This is a genomic window from Vibrio sp. 1562 (assembly GCF_033340155.1).
GTDB classification, from domain to species: domain Bacteria; phylum Pseudomonadota; class Gammaproteobacteria; order Enterobacterales; family Vibrionaceae; genus Vibrio; species Vibrio alginolyticus.
The window spans coordinates 2,707-24,057 of record NZ_JAWOVY010000013.1; the positions used below are offsets into that span (position 1 = coordinate 2,707).

Annotated in this window: 15 protein-coding genes and 1 pseudogene; 8 read left to right on the plus strand and 8 right to left on the minus strand. The window is 45.5% G+C overall.

What is annotated here, in order from left to right:
- Positions 1-354: 354 nt before the first annotated feature.
- Positions 355-1,373, minus strand: a pseudogene (locus R7Z49_RS14430) (DUF2955 domain-containing protein).
- A 9-nt stretch (positions 1,374-1,382) separates the two neighbouring features.
- Complete coding sequence (locus R7Z49_RS14435) at positions 1,383-2,447, minus strand: HlyD family secretion protein (RefSeq protein ID WP_186584828.1); 1,065 nt, start codon at positions 2,445-2,447, stop codon at positions 1,383-1,385.
- A gap of 99 nt (positions 2,448-2,546) precedes the next feature.
- Here R7Z49_RS14435 and R7Z49_RS14440 point away from each other — a divergent pair, with 99 nt between their 5' ends.
- Positions 2,547-3,407 (plus strand): LysR family transcriptional regulator, encoded by an 861-nt coding sequence (locus R7Z49_RS14440; protein WP_017634710.1) that lies wholly within the window; start codon positions 2,547-2,549, stop codon positions 3,405-3,407.
- Positions 3,408-3,557: 150 nt separating this feature from the next.
- Entirely contained in the window at positions 3,558-4,100 is a 543-nt protein-coding gene (locus tag R7Z49_RS14445; protein ID WP_005457944.1) for a hydrolase, read from the plus strand.
- 39 nt (positions 4,101-4,139) lie between these two features.
- Here the strand turns inward: R7Z49_RS14445 and R7Z49_RS14450 are convergent, their stop codons facing one another.
- From R7Z49_RS14450 to R7Z49_RS14460, 3 genes are all read right to left on the minus strand, one after another.
- A complete protein-coding gene (locus tag R7Z49_RS14450; RefSeq protein WP_086046917.1) occupies positions 4,140-5,036 on the minus strand; it encodes a 1-aminocyclopropane-1-carboxylate deaminase/D-cysteine desulfhydrase in 897 nt (298 codons plus the stop codon).
- Positions 5,037-5,143: 107 nt separating this feature from the next.
- Positions 5,144-6,430, minus strand: coding sequence for a sensor histidine kinase (locus R7Z49_RS14455; protein WP_186584830.1), 1,287 nt, complete (start codon positions 6,428-6,430; stop codon positions 5,144-5,146).
- Positions 6,427-7,104, minus strand: a complete 678-nt coding sequence (locus tag R7Z49_RS14460) for a response regulator transcription factor (RefSeq protein ID WP_020197905.1) — start codon at positions 7,102-7,104, stop codon at positions 6,427-6,429. Before R7Z49_RS14460 ends, R7Z49_RS14455 begins: the two co-directional genes overlap by 4 nt.
- 152 nt (positions 7,105-7,256) lie before the next feature.
- On the opposite strand from R7Z49_RS14460, the gene R7Z49_RS14465 reads away from it, so the two are divergent.
- The 3 genes from R7Z49_RS14465 to R7Z49_RS14475 are packed head-to-tail and all read left to right on the plus strand — an operon-like array spanning position 7,257 to position 10,133.
- Positions 7,257-8,297 (plus strand): glycosyltransferase family 2 protein, encoded by a 1,041-nt coding sequence (locus tag R7Z49_RS14465; protein WP_318111772.1) that lies wholly within the window; start codon positions 7,257-7,259, stop codon positions 8,295-8,297.
- Positions 8,298-8,299: 2 nt separating this feature from the next.
- The gene (locus R7Z49_RS14470) at positions 8,300-9,706 is read left to right on the plus strand and encodes an ArnT family glycosyltransferase (RefSeq protein WP_186584834.1); all 1,407 of its coding nucleotides are present in this window, start codon (positions 8,300-8,302) and stop codon (positions 9,704-9,706) included.
- 4 nt (positions 9,707-9,710) lie between these two features.
- Positions 9,711-10,133 carry a GtrA family protein gene (locus R7Z49_RS14475; RefSeq protein ID WP_186584836.1) on the plus strand — a complete coding sequence of 141 codons (423 nt, stop codon included), beginning with the start codon at positions 9,711-9,713 and terminating at the stop codon, positions 10,131-10,133.
- A gap of 128 nt (positions 10,134-10,261) precedes the next feature.
- Here the strand turns inward: R7Z49_RS14475 and R7Z49_RS14480 are convergent, their stop codons facing one another.
- The 3 genes from R7Z49_RS14480 to R7Z49_RS14490 all read right to left on the minus strand — a co-directional run bounded on the left by R7Z49_RS14480 (position 10,262) and on the right by R7Z49_RS14490 (position 17,303).
- Positions 10,262-11,206: a hypothetical protein gene (locus R7Z49_RS14480; RefSeq protein WP_054574767.1), complete on the minus strand. Its 945-nt coding sequence runs from the start codon at positions 11,204-11,206 to the stop codon at positions 10,262-10,264.
- A 3-nt stretch (positions 11,207-11,209) separates the two neighbouring features.
- Positions 11,210-14,707, minus strand: a complete 3,498-nt coding sequence (locus R7Z49_RS14485) for a T6SS effector BTH_I2691 family protein (RefSeq protein WP_186584838.1) — start codon at positions 14,705-14,707, stop codon at positions 11,210-11,212.
- Positions 14,708-14,969: 262 nt separating this feature from the next.
- Complete coding sequence (locus tag R7Z49_RS14490; protein ID WP_132936814.1) at positions 14,970-17,303, minus strand: YgiQ family radical SAM protein; 2,334 nt, start codon at positions 17,301-17,303, stop codon at positions 14,970-14,972.
- Between the two features lie 425 nt (positions 17,304-17,728).
- On the opposite strand from R7Z49_RS14490, the gene R7Z49_RS14495 reads away from it, so the two are divergent.
- The 3 genes from R7Z49_RS14495 (at position 17,729) to R7Z49_RS14505 (ending at position 21,335) form a co-directional block, all read left to right on the plus strand.
- Complete coding sequence (locus R7Z49_RS14495; protein WP_151514980.1) at positions 17,729-20,185, plus strand: EAL domain-containing protein; 2,457 nt, start codon at positions 17,729-17,731, stop codon at positions 20,183-20,185.
- A gap of 86 nt (positions 20,186-20,271) precedes the next feature.
- A complete protein-coding gene (locus tag R7Z49_RS14500; RefSeq protein WP_005389354.1) occupies positions 20,272-20,982 on the plus strand; it encodes a hypothetical protein in 711 nt (236 codons plus the stop codon).
- A gap of 152 nt (positions 20,983-21,134) precedes the next feature.
- Positions 21,135-21,335 (plus strand): DUF4250 domain-containing protein, encoded by a 201-nt coding sequence (locus R7Z49_RS14505; protein WP_005376762.1) that lies wholly within the window; start codon positions 21,135-21,137, stop codon positions 21,333-21,335.
- Positions 21,336-21,351 lie beyond the last annotated feature (16 nt).

Consider the following 21,351-nt stretch of genomic DNA (forward strand, 5'->3'; position numbering starts at 1 on the left):
AGCTCGCTAGGAAATGACGATAACTTTCGCACTTCAAAGCACTCGGTGGGTAGATCCTGAATCACGCTCGTCCCTCGCTGTTCAGGATGACGGATGTTGGAAGATACATTGCTCGCCACAACCCTAGGTATTGGATCTGCTCCAAGAGAGGGTCATTCCAGCGAGTCTAGACGAGACTAGGAATCTGATTACAGCTCGCTAGGAAATGACGATAACTTTCGCACTTCAAAGCACTCGGTGGGTAGATCCTGAATCACGCTCGTCCCTCGATGTTCAGGGTGACCGTTTTAAATAAAAATGCCGCTCACAGTAAAGTGAGCGGCATACATTTCCCGTTTCCAGCCTCGGTCAGGTTTAATTCAACTCCACGTTCTTCATCTCAGGATGCTTTAGCAACATCACACGAATCCAGTGATGCACTACCCACATCACCATCGCGGTGAGTAGAACCGCGACGAAAATCGAACTGAAACGGTACAAGATCGAAAAGAACGCGTCTTTTTGTTCTGGCACCAATGAGGTCGTCAGCGGAACCGATAGGGCAGACATGGCAGAAAACGCGATAGCAGCTTTAATTTGCCCCTTGGTGAGCCACAAGCAGAATGGCCCCATGCAATGGTAAAGGCGAGCCAAAAGAGTAGCCCATGCCCATACCAACTGCCCAATATGAGCTGAACAGCCATTCCTGCGATGCAGCCTAGTGCGGTGCCGATGATGCGAATTTTTGCCATGGCGAGCGAGCCTGCTAAAGTCATTGGGGTTAGGATGATCAAAATGGAAGCTTGTGCGGATAGCGAGTCATATAAGTCCGCTACTTGGAATACGATAAATGCCGCCATCGCCACTACCCAACCCATGGCAACTTGGCTGATGTAGTCAATATCGCTTTTCACTGGAGTCGACATCTCAATGTGCTCGGCGGGGGATTTTGGCTCCGGGAACAACCAATACGCGAATGCGCAAACAAAAATATTGCTGAACGCCATCACCCACATGTTGACGTTGAACTCTTCAATATCCATGAAGTTATAGCTGGCAAAGTTCAACACAATTGAACCCACCAACAACCCCATGTAACCAAACAAATAGGTTTTCTGGTTCATCATTGCAATGCACTTGAACAGCATCATAATTCCGACGGCTACGGTCATTAATGTTGGATGAAACTGCAAGTATTCCAGCAAAAATGTGGCTTGTATGGTTGTCCACACCGCAGAGAAAAATACGGTCAATAGAGCCGAAAGATTAAAGTGGTCCATTCTGCCTAATATAAACAACGGCATCATGATGGCAAAAAATCCGTAAGACCAACCAAAGACCATGCTTAGCGCGAGCCCTAAAGAGCAGCCGAACCAAATTCGTAAGGTTTTCATTGTCGCCGCCTAGTAAATGAAGTGGAACCAGCTTGCGAGGTGAATCTGTGCTTGCGCCATCCACTGCCAGAAAATGCTGTTGTCTGGGTATAAAACAATGGTAGCGCGAGAGCCGACAAACAGTGCTGGTGGTAACTCTTCACTGCTGGTTAGGTTCACTCGTGTACGCTGTGCATCACGTACCCAGCGGTTGTTCACTTCTACTTTGGTTAGTGCGCCATTAGGCGTTTGTTGTGCGGCTGCTACACCGTAATCGCGGCTAGCTAAATCAAAGTCGTACACTGAACCTGGGTTGGCATCAAATGTGACCAAGGCGTGGAAAGTCTTGTCTACGTTCGCGACGGATTTTTCACGAAAATCAGCGGCTACCCAAAGTGATCCTGTTGGTACAAATGTCAGCAATGGCATGTTGGTGTTTGCCATCGTGCCAACTTCTAGTTGCAGGTTGGTCACGACACCATCACTGGGAGCGAGTACCGCGGTATTTGCCAAATCAAGTTGCGCCTTTTCGATGCCGTTTTTGGCAATTCGAACGGCGGTGCTTTGACCTTTTTGGTCGCCTAATTGCGCCTCAATGACTTTTAAGTTTTGTCGTTCCGCTTTAAGCGCTGCACGTGATACCTGATTTTGGGCAAAGGCATTATCGAGTGTCGATTGAGAGATGACTTTCTGCTTCGATAGTGTCAGTAAGCGGTTGTACTCGCGGTGTGCATTATCAAATGTCGCTCGTGCGCGGGCAATATTGGCAAGAGCGGCTTCGCGTTGAGAATACAGCGTTGCTTCTTTTTCATAGGCGGATTGCAGAGACAGCTCCGCCTGTTCAAGCGCTATCTTGTATTTACGATCATCAATCGTAAACAACACATCGCCTTTTTGAACGGACTGGTTATTCTCGATGAGAACGTCGGTCACTTTACCAGATACCTCGGGTGCGACTTGGACAACGTATCCTTGCACTCGTCCTTCGGTCGTTAAGGGGGCGTGGCGGTCAGCAATGATAATGTACAAAAATAGTACGATGAACAGGACAATCAAAGTTCGCATCCAGTGTTTGAATTTTTGGTCAGCCGTCATTACAAGCTCCGTTAAACATATTGGATAGCGGATTATAGAGAAGTCACTCACAATTCAGTAGAATGATAATACGAACATAAATGACCTAAAAATAGGACAATGAACGTTAATTTTGATGATATTTACCTATTCACTCAGACAGTGGTTCACGGCGGTATAAGTGCAGCGGCAGAGGCGAATCAACTACAACGCTCAAAAGTGAGTCGTCGTCTGCAAGAATTAGAGAAATCGCTCGGGGTACAGCTTTTGATTCGCACAACACGCAGCATTGAGTTGACGGAGCACGGGAAACGCTTGTTTGAGTTGGTGGGGCAGCCTATTGACCATATTCAGCAAGGTTTAAATGCCATGCACGAATATCAACAAGAGCTGACGGGCAAGGTGCGTTTAGCCATTCCTTCCGCATTGATGAGCTCTGCCGCGTTTAACGCGATCATCACCGAGTACACAACGCGGTATCCGGAGATTTCGGTCGAGATTGAAAACCATCAAGAGAGTGTCGATCTCAAGCGTCAATCGTTTGATTTACAGCTTCTTCCGAGCGTGGTCAAAGTCACCGATGACAGCTATGTGCAGTTCAGTCTTTTGCCTTATCGTAGTCACTTTGTTGCGTCAAAAGCCTATCTAGAATCGCATCCGCCAGTAAAAACGGTGGAAGATCTTAAGCAGCATCGCCTTTTAACTAATCGTTACAATGCCGATTTGCTCGATTCAGATCTGCATGTGGCGTTGCGTTCGGATGACCTCAACTTGCTGCGCTCGATGGCGATAGCAGGAAACGGCATCGCGTTTATTCCTCAAATTCATTCCAAGCCTGCACTGAGAGACGGTTTGTTGGTCGAGGTGCTGCCTCAATTCGCGCATCCGAAGCAGCATCTTACTCTGATTTATCCCTCGGCCTTATTTCTGCCCAATAAAGTCAAAGCCTTGATTGAACTAATTCGAGAGAAATTTAAATAGTCAGTTCAAACCACTCTTACCTAAGGGCAAATGTGTGAGCGAAGGTCATCTTTCTAGGTTTTATTGCTCTAACATGAAAGGGTTCTGATACATTAACTGTTGCTCAACTTGTTGAGTATGGTTTGTGGTCGCACAAGATAGGAGATGGAAATGTTATCGAAAGGAAACACGGGCCTGATTGTGGTGGATGTTCAGGGCAAACTCGCTACATTAATGCATGAAAGCGACGCACTGATTGAAAATATCACGAAACTGGTAAAGGGCGCCAAAGCACTAGATTTGCCTATTCTGTGGCTAGAACAGAATCCAGAAAGGTTGGGCCCAACCGCGGAGCCGATTCGTGAAGTGCTTGAAAGCACGCATTTACCTATTACCAAGTACACGTTTGATGGTTGCAAAGAGGCGACGTTTAAGGTCGCGGTGGAGAACGCGAAAGTTGATACCTGGTTGGTTTGCGGTATTGAATCCCACATTTGCGTCTATCAAACCGCGGTTTCTCTGCGCCAGTCCGGTTATCGCGTTGAATTAGTCACGGATTGTGTCTCTTCCCGAACCGCTGCCAATAAAGCGCTCGCTCTTGCGAAGTTAACCGCTAACGGTGTGGTGCTCACTGGGTTAGAAATGTGTTTGTATGAAATGGTCGAAGATTGCCGAGCACCTGAATTCAAAGAAATTCTGGCGCTCATCAAATAGTGGAATCACTGTAATCAGCAACAACTTTATTTGAACACGCTATTCAAATTCTCGTTGATATCTTGGCAACATCGACTCGTTGCCAAGTAACCCGCCTTGGTGAATATAAATCACCGTTTTATCTGTGTTCTCTTCCAACCAAGGGGTGAGGCATTGCCACATATACGGGTCGTATAACAGGTCAAATTCGAGGTCGGTTTGCTCAAAGAGTGCTTTCCATGTGATGTAATCTTCTTCGTACAAGCGACCAAAATGGTGTTTGTTGCGCACGGTTAAAATGGTTGGGTGGCTGTTTTCACCGAGCTGGTTGAACTGCTCAGTTAAGTAATCTGCATCGCCTACGCAAGGGCAAGTTAGCACTTCTATGCCGTGTGGGCTTAAATGTTTATGAAGATATAAAGCCGTCGTGCCAGTACCTGATGGCAGGGCGACCGTAAACTGCTCTTTACCTCTCAATCGCGTCCAATCAAGAATTTCTCGTGCTAACTGTTTGATGCCAGCTTCAGCGAGGTGGGAACGTCCACCCTCTGGAATCAGCAATGTCGACTCATCTACTCTTCGTACCTGGTGGATGTATTCACTAGGGTGAAGTTCGCTACCGATGTCTTGCATGGCGGTGATTTTCATACCCAAATCGAGAGCGCCGCGATAGTTTCCGATGGGGGAGCTTTTTAGCCAAGATGGAATGTGATGAACATAAAACTCAAATGCCCAACCTTTAATCTGGGCGAGAGCCGCTAGCGAGTACATGGCATTAGATTGAGCGGAGCCAAAGCTTATTAACGTGGTGATGTCGGGATTTTGCTCTTCCATTAACGTCATAAACTTACGTGCTTTGTTCCCAGAAAAGTGAGAATGCAGCATGTCATCACGCTTAAGAAAAAACGTATGACCGTTGAAGTTGTGTTGAGTTATCGGGCTTTCAGAGAGTTTCATGTGACTGCTGACGTGTCCAACCACGCGACCTTGCCGTTAAAAAGGGCGCGTAGTGTAACGCCATTAAACCCAGATAAAAAGTCTGTGTTTCAGTACAACCATTTCGGTTATTCCTGATGCTCTGACGCAAGATCAATTACTGCCTCACAACCACCTTCTGGATGTGTACCAATCTTAAATTGCCAGCCATAGCGTTGACACAAATCATCCACAATCATCAAACCTAATCCGTGCCCATCAGAATGTGGAATGGTTGAAAAGCCTTCACCTTCATCGCGCACCGAGATGGTGTTTTCATCCATGCTGATATGAATTGATCCCGATGGTGTCGCGGCGATGCCGTTGCGAATCAGGTTGCCAAGAATAATGGTCAACACGGCATTCGTCGCGCGCGTTCTTGGGTTGCCGTCTATCTGTACATTAAAGCTGAGTGCTTTCTCATCCGCCTGAGCTTGGCTTTGGAAGATGATTTGGTTGAGTTCTTCTTCGGTGATGCTGCGTACTGGTGAATCATCTGCATTACGCTCGTAACGCACTAAGCCGAGTAGGGCATCCACCATGGTCGACATCTGCTGCGTTGCATCCTGAATTCGGTTCACTTGGCGGTTTTGGAAATCCGTGTTCGCACTTCTCGCCAGTAAGCTGCTTGAGCCTTTCATCACGGTTAACGGTGTACGCAGTTCATGGCTTGCGTATCGTGCAAAGGCTTGCTCGCGCTTGATGACTTGGTTGATTTTGTGGCGGTACTCATTCAACTCATCCGCAAGGGTTTGGAACTCTTTGGCCGAGCCCTCAGGCACACTAAAGGTCTGCGTGGCATCGCCTTGGTGATGATCGAGTTGGGTTTTAAGCGCATTGACGGGTTCAATTAAGCGCTGCGATAAGCGCAGCAGCAGGCTACCAAACAGGAACACCAGCACGGCGACAATGGACAGCACCATAGCGACGACGAGAATGAATTCCTCTGAGGTGATCTCGATTTCATCAATCAAGGAAACCAGAATAACGGGATGTTCAACGCCTTTGTAGGTGTAAGTACTCATGTAAACCATGCGCGAGTATTCACCATCTTCTACTTCATCAAGAAAGTGCTTTTGACCTATTAGGTATTTTTGGTAGCGCTCGGCAACCAATGAGATGTCGTTGTATGCGGTGGTGAGCAGGTCAAGCTGAATACTGCCTTGCTCTGGGTGGGACTGGAAATGTTCAATCGCTTCTTTTTTGTCGACCATAATACGACGCTCGCCCACGCGGTCTTCAGACCAAAGCAGGGAGCCGGTAATCAACAAAAAACAGAAGATGCCAATCACGACCGACACAAAAGAGAAAAACAGAGCGAGCCGCCCTGTCATACTTTGTGTGCTTTGCGTGCTAGCAAGTAAGCGATTGATCATGCAACTGTCTCCAAGCGGAAGCCAACTTTCGGCACGGTGATCAGCACATGTTGTTCAAATGGCTTATCAAGTTGGTTGCGAAGTTGGTAAATGTGGCTTCGCAGAACGTCGTTGTTCGGCTCGTTCTCTTGCCATAGTTGGAAGGCGATTTCTTCACGTGTTACTACGTCTGGCGCGCTTTTCACAAGCATTTCCAGAATGGTGTAAGTGGTTGGGTTTAGCGCCAACAGTTTATCTTGGCGGTAAGCTTTACGCGTTTTTTGGTCGATAGAGACTTCGCCATATTCCAACTTGCTCGACGCGACAGTGCCGCGGTAACGGCGGATCAGTGCCATCATGCGCGCTTCAAGAATATCAAGATCGAAGGGTTTGGTCAGATAGTCATCCGCACCGTGTTGGAAGCCTTTGAGCATATCGTCACGGCTATCGAGTGCAGTCAGCATAAGCACTGGTGTGTTGTTGCCCGCATCGCGAAGTTTATTACACATGGTCAGGCCATCCATGCGTGGCAGCATGAGGTCGAGCAAGATGATGTCGAAGGTGTTTTCCATCGCCAGTTTCAGGCCGAGCTCGCCGTTGTCTGCATAATCGAGTTCCATACCTGCACACTCAAAATAATCGAACAGCATGCCTGCGATTTCTCGATTATCTTCGACTAAAAGTACGCGTTTCATGTATTTCTCTCCAAGTGGGCAGGTGCTCGAAAATAAGATTTCGTCTTAACCGAACATTATTCACTAAGGACGTGAAAAAGATGTCAATAACATCTCTTTCACGTTGATGTTTGTAGACTGGATTCATTCATCGGATTTAGTGGAAGAGTAGCATGTCAACCTTCAACATTCACGCTGCAACCTTTTCAAAGGTGAGCCAACACACTGAGCCTAAAACAGTTTTGTCTGTTGTGGTGCCATTCTTTAACGAGCAAGAAGTCTTACCTGAATTTCATCGTCGTTTAGCCGCCGTTTTGGATGAAATGCCAGAACGCTGTGAAATCGTTTATGTCGACGATGGCAGCAAAGATGACAGCCTAATGATCGCGCAAAACTTTTCTCAATCTTCTAGCGACGTTCGTTGTATTGCACTAAGCCGTAACTTTGGCAAAGAGTCCGCCATGAGTGCGGGTCTGGAACACTGCCAAGGTGAAGCGGTGATTGTGATTGATGCCGACTTGCAAGACCCACCGGAGTTGATCCCGCAAATGGTATCAAAATGGCGTGAAGGTTATGACGTGGTGAACATGCAGCGCAGTGAACGCCACGGTGAAACTTGGTTCAAACGCTTCTCGGCCGCTTGCTTTTACAAAGTGCTTAATAGCATGGCGAAATTGGATGTGCCGGAGAACGTGGGCGATTTCCGTCTACTGAGCGCAAAAGTGGTTAAACACATCAATGCGTTGCCAGAGCGTAACCGATACATGAAAGGCATCTTTTCTTGGCCGGGTTTCAAGCAAGTGACGGTTCAGTTTGAGCGTGACGCTCGTTTCTGTGGTGAAACCAAATGGAACTACCTCAAGCTGATTGGCCTTGCAATGGACGGCATCACCTCGTTTTCCATTCGTCCTTTGCGTTTAGCGACACTTGCTGGTGCATTGGTGGCGTTCAGTGCCTTTATCTATTGCGCATTCATAGTGATGAAAACTGTTGCGTTTGGTGAGCCTGTCACTGGCTACCCATCCATGATGGTCGTCCAACTTGCCTTGGGCGGTGTGCAACTGCTGTCGATTGGCCTTTTGGGCGAATACATTGGCCGCATTTTTGTCGAGACCAAGCAACGCCCTCTTTATCTTGTTCAGTCTGTTTACGAGCAGCCTGCAAAACATCAATCCATCCAAACCATGAAGTTTAAACTGGGAGAAACCGCGTAATCATGAGTATTAATAAAACCCATCTGTGGTTGTTGTTGGCGTTTGCTCTTTTACTCCGTCTTATTTCACTTGCCGCATACCCTTTGATGGACACCACAGAAGCCCGCTATGGCGAAATGGCGCGCTTAATGGTGGAAACAGGCAATTGGCTTACCCCACAGTTTGATTACGGCGTGCCTTTTTGGGGGAAACCACCCCTGTTCACGTGGATGAGTGCTTATGGCATTGAGTTGTTTGGATTGAATGAATTCGCAGTGCGCGCGCCTCATTGGTTGGCGGGTGTCGCGACTATTATTTTTGTTGCAGCCATGGCGCATCGCGCTGGCTTTAATGCAGTCATCGCAGCGTTGGTATTGGCGACGTGTGGCATCTTTTCAATTGCGGCGGGTGCAGTGATGACAGACATGGCACTGACATTGGCAATGACCATGGCGATGGTCGGCTTTTACTACTGCTGGCTTGGCAAAGACAAACACAGCCGATTGTGGGGTTATCTCGGTTTCTTTGGCTTGGCTTGCGGGCTGTTAGCAAAAGGTCCGGTGGCGATCGTGATCATGGGCATCGCAGTGTTTCCTTGGCTTGTGATTCAGCATGGTTTCTTCGGTGCCTTCAAAGCCTTGTGGCAGCGTTTTCCAATTGTGTTGGGGTTGGCGCTCATGCTGGCGATTGCTCTACCTTGGTACATCATGGCTGAAATGGCGACGCCTGGATTTATTGATTACTTTATTGTTGGCGAGCACTTTAAGCGTTTTGTTGTCAGCGGTTGGGAAGGAGACCTGTATGGCTCTGCTCATGATCAACCACGTGGGATGATCTGGGTATTCTGGCTGCAATCGGCTGCGCCTTGGTCAATTGTATTGCCTATCTTGGCGTGGAAACGTCGTAAAGTACTCAAAGCCATTGAAACTGATCATCAAGGCCTATTTAGCTTCCTGATGTGTTGGCTGATTTCACCAATGATCTTGTTCACCATGGCTGGGAATATTTTGCCTGCTTACGTGCTACCGGGTGTGCCTGCATTGGGTATCTTGATTGCGATGCTGGTGGATAAACACGATTTCAAATGGCTGACCGGAACGGCAGCGGTGTTGCCAGCGCTGCTTATGATTGCGATGTTGGTTTTGAATATGGGCAAAGCAGATAGCCGCAGCGACCGCATCATCTTCGCGCAAATTAATGACAACGCTCCAGTCTTCTACATTGGTAAGCGCCCGTTCTCAGGCCAGTTCTATAGTCATGGTCAGGCGAAAAAGCTTGAAGATAAGAATGACTTAAACAATCTGAAGAAATTCCACCTGATTGGTAAATCGCAGCAAGTGGATAGCATGATTCATGAAAATGCGTTGAGTTGTACCAACGAGTTCACAGCAAAATCGAAACGCTCACTCTACACCTGTGTGGTTGGGTAACGGAATGCGCAAATTACCAAGATTTGCTTCTTTAGAAAGGTTTGCTTCGTTAACAAGGTTTGCTCTGGTAGGTGGTGTCGGCTTTATGGTCGACACTCTTATCTTTTCTGTGTTGTTCCATTGGTTTGGTCTGGAGTTGATGCTGGCTCGTGGGATAGCATTTTTGTTTGCAGCAACCACGACTTGGCTTGGCAATCGCTGGCTGACTTTCTCTCAAGCAGAAAAAACCAACCCTTTCGCTCAATGGCAAAAATTTATGGCGAGTGCCTGTATCAGTGCTTTGCCGAATTTTATTGTGTTCAAAGGCGTAACGCTCGCGCTTGGAACGCAAGGAGTGATGGTCTATTTGGCTTTGATCTTAGGCATATTGGCAGGCATGGTGAGTAACTATTTACTCAGTGCAAAATGGGTGTTTAGTAGAGGATAGAAAGGTTCGGGCTTACTATCCTATCCTCGAGTTAAAAAATTCGTTATTTGAACCAATTTTTCTTTTTGTACATCAGAGTAAACCTAAAGCTTTTCATGGGGGATGTAAAAAGGTAAATAAGCCAAGGTTTATACCTTGGCTGCCGTTAGTTCAGATTTTGATTGTTCGATTTCAGACTCGGTTTGCCACTTACCGTTGTAAAGGTATTCACGCTCAGGAAGCGGGGCATTTGACGCTCTTAAATCAAATACCTCATCGGCTTTATATTCTCTATTACAAACAGGAATGTTAAACAGTCTAGCTTCTGGCTTCGATTCAAACAGCTTTTTGTGGTCATCTACCTCTGTACAATCCAGCTTATATTCCGTCGCTAACTGATTTACCATCGATTCTAAGTCCGTTTCAGTTTTGAAAAATACGTAGCAATCAGATCTACTATGTGAACGGACAATAGTGTTGTGTTCCATATCGATATATTCACACTTATCCTGCTTAAAGTAGAACTGGATCACTTTGCGCTTTTTGTTGTAGTCGGCAAACAACCAATCTTCACGCTCTCCAATTCTCACTTCTGTTGGTTCATCGGGCTTGCGTTTTAACATACCAAATGAGAATAAAATAAGAGCGCCCGCTCCAGCTAACGCCATCGGGCCAACTACCGCTACCATCAAAACGCAAACTACCGCACCGATCCAGCCAACGGCTTGTGTGGCGGTATTCGCCCACTTAGGCATGTTGCGACGCTTCTTCATCACAAAGCCTTTGTCAGAAAAGATATAGTCATAGCGATAGTCGAGGCCAATCGTAAGATAAAAGATCCCGGCCATCATTACTGACAAGATAAGGCCAAAAAAGGTCACGACAAGCGTATCACTTGAGTGTGTCAAAAATACAATTACAAATAAGAAGCTCATAAATGGCAAAGCCGTTAACTTGTAATGGTAGCGAAATGGCTCTTCTACATCATACTTATGCCATGTTGTTAAATTGTCCCCTTTGAGAATCTCTTGCTCTTGTGCTTCTTGATAAACCGCCAATTCTTCTGGGGTGATATAAAACGGTGAATATGCCAAGGGTTACTCCTGAAAACCTAGTGTGCCAACAGCGGGGGTGAGTGTTTTTTTAATTATGTCTTGTTTGATATTGTCTGAAATAATGCCATAAGTTGCACTCTGTTTTATGCCGTTTTGGAACCAATACTCACGCTTAGCAGGGGCATCATCTTCCACATCGTAAGCTACTTGCATTGCAAGGTAATGATCTGCTTCTTCAATTGGCAAGGTTACTTTGTACACCAGTGATTCTTTGCTCGCTTGATCTTGAGTTTGTAGCGTGACTAAATCTGCGTTTTGATGCCACGAGCCTGACATCAAATCATCTTCTGTTGCCTTGCTGTTAGTTCTCAACGTAATACCATTCGTTGCAGCACGCCTTGGCAGTTGAATATGCACTTCCAAACCGATTAACTCACGATGTGTGTAACCTGGGTAAGCTTGTACTTTTTCAATAGGTTGATGGTATACCGTAGGCTGTTGAATAATAGATTGTAAGTCAAACAGCGCTTGCTGAACCAATGCTGAATTATGCTTCTCTCTTTCGGGTAAGCTCGAAGATTGGCTCCACTGAGTGCGAGTCGGGTGATAACCCCAAGGCAGTTTATCTAACCATTTTTGGAAATCATCTTGTTTCAGTTTATTCAACTTATAATTGATGGCTAGGTATGCAATCGTGAGAATAACCAGGCCGGCCGTTATAGGCCCGCCAAAGGATAAGTTTAATGCAAATTGTCCAGTTAACCCTCCGTATACTTGGAATATACCGACAGCTGACATTGCTGTTAATACTAGGGAATTTGCTACATGCAGATATTTTTCTTGACCATAAACTTTGTCAGCACTCTGCCAAGAACGGTAAGCCTCAATACCCGAAGCTAACGCACCTAAAGCCCCTGTGATTGCTAGCCATTTATTGAATACCTTTAGGTCATCAAGGTTTAAGTTTTTAAAGGTATCTTCGTTTCTATTCACTAACTTTTTTAAGACATTATATGAATGTGACCTTAACCTAGGTTCACCCTTCACTTTCTCCCATAACTTACCTGTACGAACACCTGTCCAAGCGTTGACTGTGTAAAATAACTTTTGCTGGATATCCAAAAATTCATCTGAGGACATTAACCCCGTGTCTTGAATACTGCTCATGGCATCACCAAGCGCGATGCAGTTAAATATTAATGCCAGAAAGCCTAGACCACCGGCATTCTCGAACAGTTTATTCAAATCATTGAGCTTATTCATCACGATCCGCGTTCTAAGCTCGATGGTTCTTTGAGGTAGATCATCAGGTAACTCAATGTACTGCGGGTACTCCAATGTAGCTACAGCGAGAGCCTTCTTAATAGTCTTTTTATTTTTTAAAGCTGTTGTGTATTTAGAGTCAGCTTTGCGGTTATTTTTCTGGAAGTCAGCAATGATTGCATCGTTTTTTTCGAGCTTAATCAGATAATCATTTACGCGTGTTTTCCATTTTTTAAAATCGTGAGCGTAACCTTCTTTTATTGTTACGGGCATATTGTGTGCCATATGTTCTGCAATAACGGCAAATAAATAATAGCTATGACGGTTCAGAGGTTTAGCGAAAACAGGCATCAGCGAAATTGATACTTGTGAGGTCATGCTAACACCAAACTCTACAACGCCTTTTGCAAGCGCACCTATTGCAGATTTAAAAATAATATCCAGCTCTTGGAAACCTTTGGCGATATCTTTGAGAAAGGCTGTTTCCGCAGTGTTTGGGTTGGAAACAAAGTCCATGATCTTAGAGTACATATTCACGCGGTTGCTTGTATCAGATATCTGGTCCATCAACTGATTATCAGGTTCAGGATTGTCTGAGACGATCGACTGTTCATCAAGCGCCTCTGTAATATTCTTCTCCATCACTTTAAATAAACTACGACTAAACCCTGAGGCATAGAGAGCAAGTAAACTGGTTGGTTTTTCCCATTGGCTTTCAGCCCACTGTCGGTCTTCTTCTTGCATCACCAGAGTAAATGACTCAACGGCTTGCTTGTGCAGTTGATACAAGCTGTACTGCGTGTCTTCGCTGTATAGGTCGAAGGTTCTCTCAAGATGATGAGGTGTCAAAGATTCCATTACAGCAATAAAGTCGCGTTTGACCGAAACCACTTGGGCTATCATGGTTTCTTTTTGTTCTGACAGCTCTTGCATCTCGCTCAGCATTTGCTTCCAGTTGAGCTGCTGACGCCAGCGTTCAGTCGCTATCCATTGTTCGTATTTACCAAAACGGCTCGCAGAAATTCGATATTTGTCCTGTATCGCTTTAGCAATGTCACTTTGGGTATGTTGGTGTGATTCAATCGCTCCAGCGGAAAATTTAGCAGGATAGCCGGACTGAACTGAGCTTTTGTTCTGCTCTGCCAAATCAAGTTGGTGAGAGGAGTCATAATAGTCAGCCATGTCGGTATAAAACGACAGCTCTTCGCCGTTACGCTTAACGCTAGCTGGCATGTCTACCTCGTCACTTGCACCAAACATACACAGTTGCATGGCGGTCTGCATCAAGTTCCACTGGTTTGAAAACTGGTCAGTGAAAAGGCGGTAAGGGCTTGCGGCACCAACAAAATGCAGTGACATATCTTGAATGTCTGCGGCGTAATCTTTTATCGCGGCGAAGTAGCCTGATTCTTCTTCTGGAATCGCAGAGGTTAAATCGCTTTCGACTGCGACAGGTTTAAAGACAGAACCATCTTCATCTGCTTTGGTGGCGATGCCAGAATCCGCAAAGCGACCATCATCGACGGCAGAAGATTCAATATCAGCGACTTGGGTTAACTTATCTATTGGTGCAATGTTGTGCTGATTCTCGTTTGAGGACAGAACAATGGTTTGCATGCGATCGATATGATTACTCGGATTGTTAAGTACGCGCATGAACGTGTGCCATGTCCAGCGGTGCTCAGAGAAGCAAATCGATAGTACGCTTCCGTTGACGTAAGTAAGGAAGGCCTTTGCATCTTGTGGTGTCCCTCGCTGCTCTGATTTTGGGCTTTCTGATTCTCCCAACTTATAGAGCGTGAATTGCGTTCCTTTGATTTCGTATTCGTCTAAGCTTTTGTTGATTGCATCATAGACATACAGCCAACCGTCGCGCAGTTGACGCAGGGTGTAACCAACGGTATTGAGTTTGGCTGGGCCTTGGCCTTTCCATTCTTCAGGCAAACCAAAAGGTTGTGTCTCTTCTGTTTCTAGCTGATCGATGGCATAGCGGACTGGGATAAAGTGCGCAGGTGATGCTTCCGTTGCTTCCTTCTCAGTTTTTAAATTGAGAGGCTCTGGTTCAGACGGCGGTGGCGGATCGATTTTTTTTGTTTCTCCCTCCCAAAACATACTGCGCTCTGGGGGTGAGCCAGCAAGATCATCGGATTCCGTGGTTGGAACGATATTCAGCGATTTCAGTGTACCATCGCTTTCAAATGCCTGAACGGCCTCCTCATAGGTATAGCTGTTGTCATACCAGAACATAGAAGTTTTTGGGGGAAGTGGATTATTCATCGTTAGCCCATGTTTAAGAGTTTTATTCTATTACGCAAATATCGCACCAAAATAAAGCAATTAAAAATCAATGAGTTAGATTTTTATGGTTTTGCTTCAATCAAATAATTGTTTGTTTTTCCAATAAGTTGGTTGGTGTTTACCATTTTTTGTATTGATTGAATCAAAGTTTGAGTTGTGAGTGATGCCTCAATGAGCCGACAAAACAAAAGGGCTCCAGAGTTAACTCTGGAGCCCTTTCTAGTATTTAAGCTCTAAATAATTAGCGACGCTTTGGTTTACGTTGACCAGCTGGTTTGCCTTGTCCTTGCGGGCGACCTTGGCCTTGCGGCTTGCTACCTGCCGGGCGGTTTGCACCGTTGCCGCTAGGACGTTGGCCGTTGCTTGCAGGGCGTTGACCACCTGTAGCTTTGCCAGAACCGTTACGGTTACCAGATGGCTTACCATCTTTTGAACCGCTTTCAGAGCGTTTGTTCAAATGACCACCGAAGCCTGGTTGATTTTTGGTATGTTTGGTTGCAAAGCGGTTTGCCCCGTGACGACCAGATTTACGACGTTGCGCAGGTGTTTGTGCTTCAATGTCTTCTGCAGGAACGAGACAGCCTTGTTTGTCACCAATCAAATGTTTTTTACCCATACTGACTAGGGCTTCACGGATCATTGGCCAGTTTGCTGGATCGTGGTAACGCAACAGCGCTTTATGTAGGCGACGTTGACGTTCACCTTTTGCTACAGGTACATCTTCACGTTTTTTGTACTTCACGCGTTTCAGAGGGTTTGTCTCTGAGTAGTACATCGACGTTGCGTTACACATTGGCGAAGGGTAGAAGTTTTGTACTTGGTCACATTCGAAGTTGTTCTTTTTCAGCCACAGAGCAAGGTTCAGCATGTCTTCGTCTTCTGTGCCTGGGTGCGCAGAGATAAAATAAGGGATTAAGTACTGCTTCTTGCCTGCTTCTGCACTGTATTTCTCGAACATCTCTTTAAAGCGATCGTACGTACCCATGCCTGGCTTCATCATTAGATCAAGAGGACCTTTCTCTGTATGTTCCGGTGCAATCTTCAAGTAACCGCCTACGTGGTGAGTCACGAGCTCTTTCACGTATTCTGGTGATTCAATCGCAAGGTCGTAACGTACGCCAGATGCAACCATCACTTTCTTCACGCCTTCAACTTTACGCGCTTCGCGGTATAAATCGATCGTGTGTTTGTGGTCTGTGTTTAGCTTGTTACAGATGCCCGGGAATACACAAGAAGGACGACGACAGTTCGCTTCCGCTTTTGGATCTTTACAGCCCAGGCGGTACATGTTTGCAGTCGGGCCACCAAGATCGGAAATTGTGCCGGTAAAGCCCGGAACTTTGTCGCGAATTTCTTCAATCTCGTTGATGATAGACTCTTTCGAACGGTTTTGAATGATTCGACCTTCATGCTCGGTAATCGAACAGAAAGAACAGCCACCAAAGCAACCACGCATGATGTTCACAGACGTCTTGATCATGTCGTACGCAGGAATTTTTGCTTTCCCGTACATAGGGTGAGGGACACGCGCGTAAGGCAGGCCAAACACAAAGTCCATCTCTTCGGTCGTCAATGGAATTGGAGCTTGGTTTACCCAAAGTTCACGATCACCATGGCTTTGAAGTAACGCTCGACCAGAGTACGGGTTCGTTTCTAGATGCAATACACGGCTTGCATGCGCATAAAGAATGCGATCGTTTCTTAGCTTTTCAAACGAAGGTAAACGGACCGCAGTCGTCGCAGCATCGTGGCGTGATGGGCGAATCGTGATTGGTTGTGCAACTGGCTCGTCTTTTTTAGTTTCACACTGAGTTTCTACTTCGTATGGGTTCTTTGGTACGAACGCTTCTTTACGAGGTTTTTCAATGCGAGAAGAATCAATAACCGTGTAGCCTTCTGGCGCCGCTGGCAAGTTCACGGCAGTACCACGAATATTGGTCATGGTGCTGATGTCTTCGCCGTTTGCGATGCGATGTGCTACTTCGACAAGTGCGCGCTCTGCGTTACCAAAAAGTAGGATGTCTGCTTTTGCATCAAACAGTACAGAACGGCGAACTTTATCTGACCAGTAATCGTAGTGCGCCACACGGCGTAGGCTAGCTTCGATACCACCTAAAACAATAGGTACTTCTTTGTATGCCTCACGACAACGCTGAGAGTAAACCAAAGTCGCGCGGTCTGGGCGTTTACCACCTTCGTTATTCGGTGTGTACGCGTCATCGTGACGAAGCTTTTTATCCGCGGTGTAACGGTTGATCATGGAGTCCATGTTACCCGCAGTGATCCCGAAGAACAGATTTGGCTTACCAAGTTGCATGAACTCATCTTTATTTTGCCATTCTGGTTGAGCAATGATACCGACACGGAAACCTTGTGCTTCTAGCAGGCGGCCAATGATAGCCATACCAAAGCTTGGGTGATCCACATAAGCGTCACCGGTTACAATGATAATGTCACAGCTATCCCATCCTAGGGCATCCATTTCTTTGCGACTGGTCGGCAAGAAAGGTGCCGTACCAAAACACTCTGCCCAGTATTTTTTGTACTCATGAATAGGAGTGATGTTATTGGTCATATTTTGCTCTCTGTTCCAGGGAGCGCGAATTATAGCGATTTGATTATCAGGTATCTATAACAAACTCATCTATTCCAGCTTAGTTCATCGAGTTTTATTTGGTTTGTAAAAATATCAATGCTCTATCGGCGATTTTCTGTCTAATTTCACCTTGAAAGCCTCATGGTTATAGATCGGTTCATGAAAAATGTCGCAATCTTAATACAAAGTATAAGCAATGGTGTGCTTATATGGGGTAAAGCCTATAATCAAATTGGTGCATATTAAATGCAAAAGGCTGAGCTGCTCTGGAAATAGTTCTAAGTCGATAGGCTTATCGTTGACACAATCCATCTATAAAGAGGATCGGCAGGTCCCAACTGGAATGTCGCGAATTGACTGTGAATTTTGAGCCTTGGGCTAATTACAAAAAAAGGGGCTAGGGTATGAGTGAATCTACGACAACAGTGCATCCAAAAATGCAAACGACTTCCAGTCTAACTCCTGTTATAGAGTGGTCTTACGATATTGATACTCGCGAGTTCGAATGTGATCAGCAAGGAATGGCAAAGGCATTTGGGATAAGTACGCCAGTAACCAGCCTAAATAACTTGTTTGATCATATGCTGATGGGGCAACAAGAAACGCTAAAACAACGAATTCTAGAGGTGGAACTCTTTGGCGGACGGGGGCGGTTTTCTTGTTGCATGATGCTAAAAAACGTTAACTTAGTGCACGTTACTATTAGTTTTGAAAGGCTCAATAAGCGCATTATCCAAGGCACTATCATTCCACAATTAACAATCACTGGTTGCGAGGAGTTAGCGAAAATCCTCGAAACGATTTTTGATTTGCCAAATGTAGGCGTTTTAGTTGCCGATGAAGATACGCGCATCTTAGGTTGTAACCGTGCCTTTGAGTTACAAATGGGCTATCAAAACCGAGATCTGGTTGGGCTTAAAACTCATATATTCAGTACCTCTCACCATAGCCAAGCGTTTTATGATCAGCTGTGGCAGCAAATTAATGATGAAGGATGTTGGTGTGGTAACTTGCTGAGCAAAACAGCAAACGGTAGCAACCAAGCTCATCATCTTTGTATTTACCGACTTACGTTTCACTCTGGACGAATTCTTTATCTCGGATTTTCTACGGATATTTCTGCTTCGTTGTTGTGGATGAAAAATCGTTGTGAACAACAGCATGATTGGGCTGCCTTTTTACCGACGAGGAAAGAATTTGAACTCCAATTAGCTACCTTAGCGAATGAAAGCAGAAATAAAGAACTCAACATTGTTATGACACTCAGACCCAAGTTTTCGGAGAGATACTTGCTTGAACAGCAATTAGGTTTTGCAGATTTTATTATGCGAAGTCGCTACACCAGTATTGCGGGGCAGTTATCTCGGGATGTGTTTGTCGTATGCTTGCAGACCCCTCATTGTCAATGGTTGAGCCCGGTTCGTTTGATCCAAATTGCCATGAAAGGGTTCTTTAATGAGCTTAGAAATGAAATGGGCACAAAAATGCATGCCACTATCGTTAAAGGCCAAACTGGTGTGTCAATCCTTGGCTATGATACGAACCGACCAAGACAAGCGCTAGCACATGCAGCGCAAGCAATGTTGTCCTCTATTTCCGGTGAAGGTAGCTATTTCAACTTTTACGACAGTGAACTTCACTCTGAATTAGTGAAGCGCCAACATCTCGAGGCGTTTTTGGAGGCGCAAATAGAGAGTGGGCTAGTGGACGTTTACTTTCAACCGATTATCGACGTTCAAACCGGAAGCGTGGTTAAGTTCGAGGCTCTCGCACGCTTCTATGATGAAAATGATGCGTATTGTACGCAGAAGATGATCGCTATTATTGAAGATCTAGAACTCATAGCGGCACTTGATGATGTGGTCTGCCAAGCTGCGTTGAAGCACTTTCCGCGCTTACAAGAAATTTATGGCGAGGAAGTGGGCGTGACCATCAATCGCTCCCTCAATACGAAATTGGATTCTCTTCAGATCCTTCAGCGGTCGCATGATTTGATTAAAGCCAGTGGTGTAGACCCTAAGCGAGTAACTATCGAGCTAACAGAAACCGCGTATTTTGAACAAGATGAGGAGCATACTCGAGCTCTAGAGGAAGTGCGGAAAGAGGGCATTGAGATCGCGATTGATGACTTCGGTACTGGGTATTCTTCTTTTTCTTATCTAGAAAAAGGGCAGTTTGATTTACTGAAAATAGACCGAAAATTCATCAAGAACATTCATAAAGGGAGCACCAGCTATAACATTGTGAAAATGGTCACCGAGCTTGCACAGCAAATGAATGTAAAAGTGGTTGCTGAAGGCGTGGAATCTAAGCAAGAACTTCAAGTATTGGCAGAAATCGGTGTCGATTACATGCAGGGCTTTCTATTTTCTGCTGCCGTGCCTGTCGATTTGATGGATAAAGCGGACAGTTATGAGCATCTGTTCTCTGACATCGCGATTGAGTCTAAGCAAAGTGATGTGCTGCAATCTTTGAGCCATGAACAAGTCAGGTCTATGGACCCTGGAGAACCGCTCTCCTTGGCAGTGGAGTACATGAATTTGAATCCAAGCTTGCCTTTAGTTGTTCTCAATGAAAATCGTTGTGTTGGGTTAATTACGAAAGAGACGGTGAATTTACACCTAACGCCCTCGATGGGCACAGAGCGAGAAACTGAACGAGAAAGCAGAATTTGGAAACGTCCTGTTAATCAGATAATGAGCACCGAATTTGTGTTGGTTGATGAGGATTTACCTGTCTCTGTTATTCGAGAGTTGGTTAAAACCGGCATTCGTTTCCCTTGGGTATTGTGTAATACCAAAGAAGAGTACCGTGGAGTTTTAACGCAGGAAGACGCGTTGAAGTATCTTGCTTCTCTGTGAATAAAATTGTCTTACCGTTTTAGCTCATTTGGGGGCCGACTTTCGGTGGTTTGGCGATAGTTGATTTGATATTATCGCCCCCCAAAATGACTTTTGAGCGTGCATTCAACATGATTCAACAATTGCTGGTTACTTTCCCTCCGATGCTATTTGGCGCACAAGCGCTACTGACTTTGCTTCTAATCAAGGGCGATATTTGTCCTGGTCAGCGAGGACGTCTTCATAAAATGTTGCCTGCAGTAGCTGTATTGTGGCTCGCTGTTGCGTCACTTCGCATTGAAGCATTTATGATCGTGTTTGCTATTTTCTACTTCTATTCTCAGGTTCAAACCAAGAAAACGCGTGAAAAAGGGCCACTATGGGCGATGCATTTAGCGAATGGTTTGGCCTTTGCGTATGTGAGTATTCAAGTATTTGAGCAATCAAGCTGGCCAGCATCGATAGCGATGGCGCTAATGATATTTTTCCTTGGGGCGTCATTTTCTCAATTGCTGCTTACGATAGCTCGCAGCAGATTACAGGCATTTCACCGTATTTTACCAGTTACGGGCATTGTGTCTGGAATGCTATTAGTCATCGCAACGTTGTTTGCTTCTTATCAGTTAAATGAAGCCACACTAAACGCTGCGACACAGCCGATCTTGCTGTCTTTAGCTATGCTAATTTCTTCAATTATTGTGTGGTGTTGGCATATTTTTACGCATAAGAAACCAGAAAAGGTGCAACTGAGCGTTGCCTTGTTGCTAGCACTCGCGTCGATGACGAGCCTGCAAGGTTTATTCTCTCTCGCGGCTTAACCTCTATTCTAAAGACAAAGCTAGACAGCTTATATCCAAGTGCTTTCTTGGTGCTTGGGTATAAGGTGATCACGTTTTAGATCGCACTCACTTTAAATTCGCGTGATTACTACTACGCTTGTTTATATACCTTGTCGAAGAGGAGAGTCGCGATGGATTTAAGCAATGTAGGTAATCTGGACAGCACTATTTTGCTAGGTATCGTCAACGAAAAGCTACGTTTAGAGTGCGACAGTTTTGACGAGTTAGTATCAGTGTATGAGATGGATGTAGAGTCTGTAGTCGGCAAGCTTGATATGCTCGGTTATCAGTACGATCCATTGACCAACCAATTTAAAGCATATCAACGCTAAGCCTTTCATAACCCAA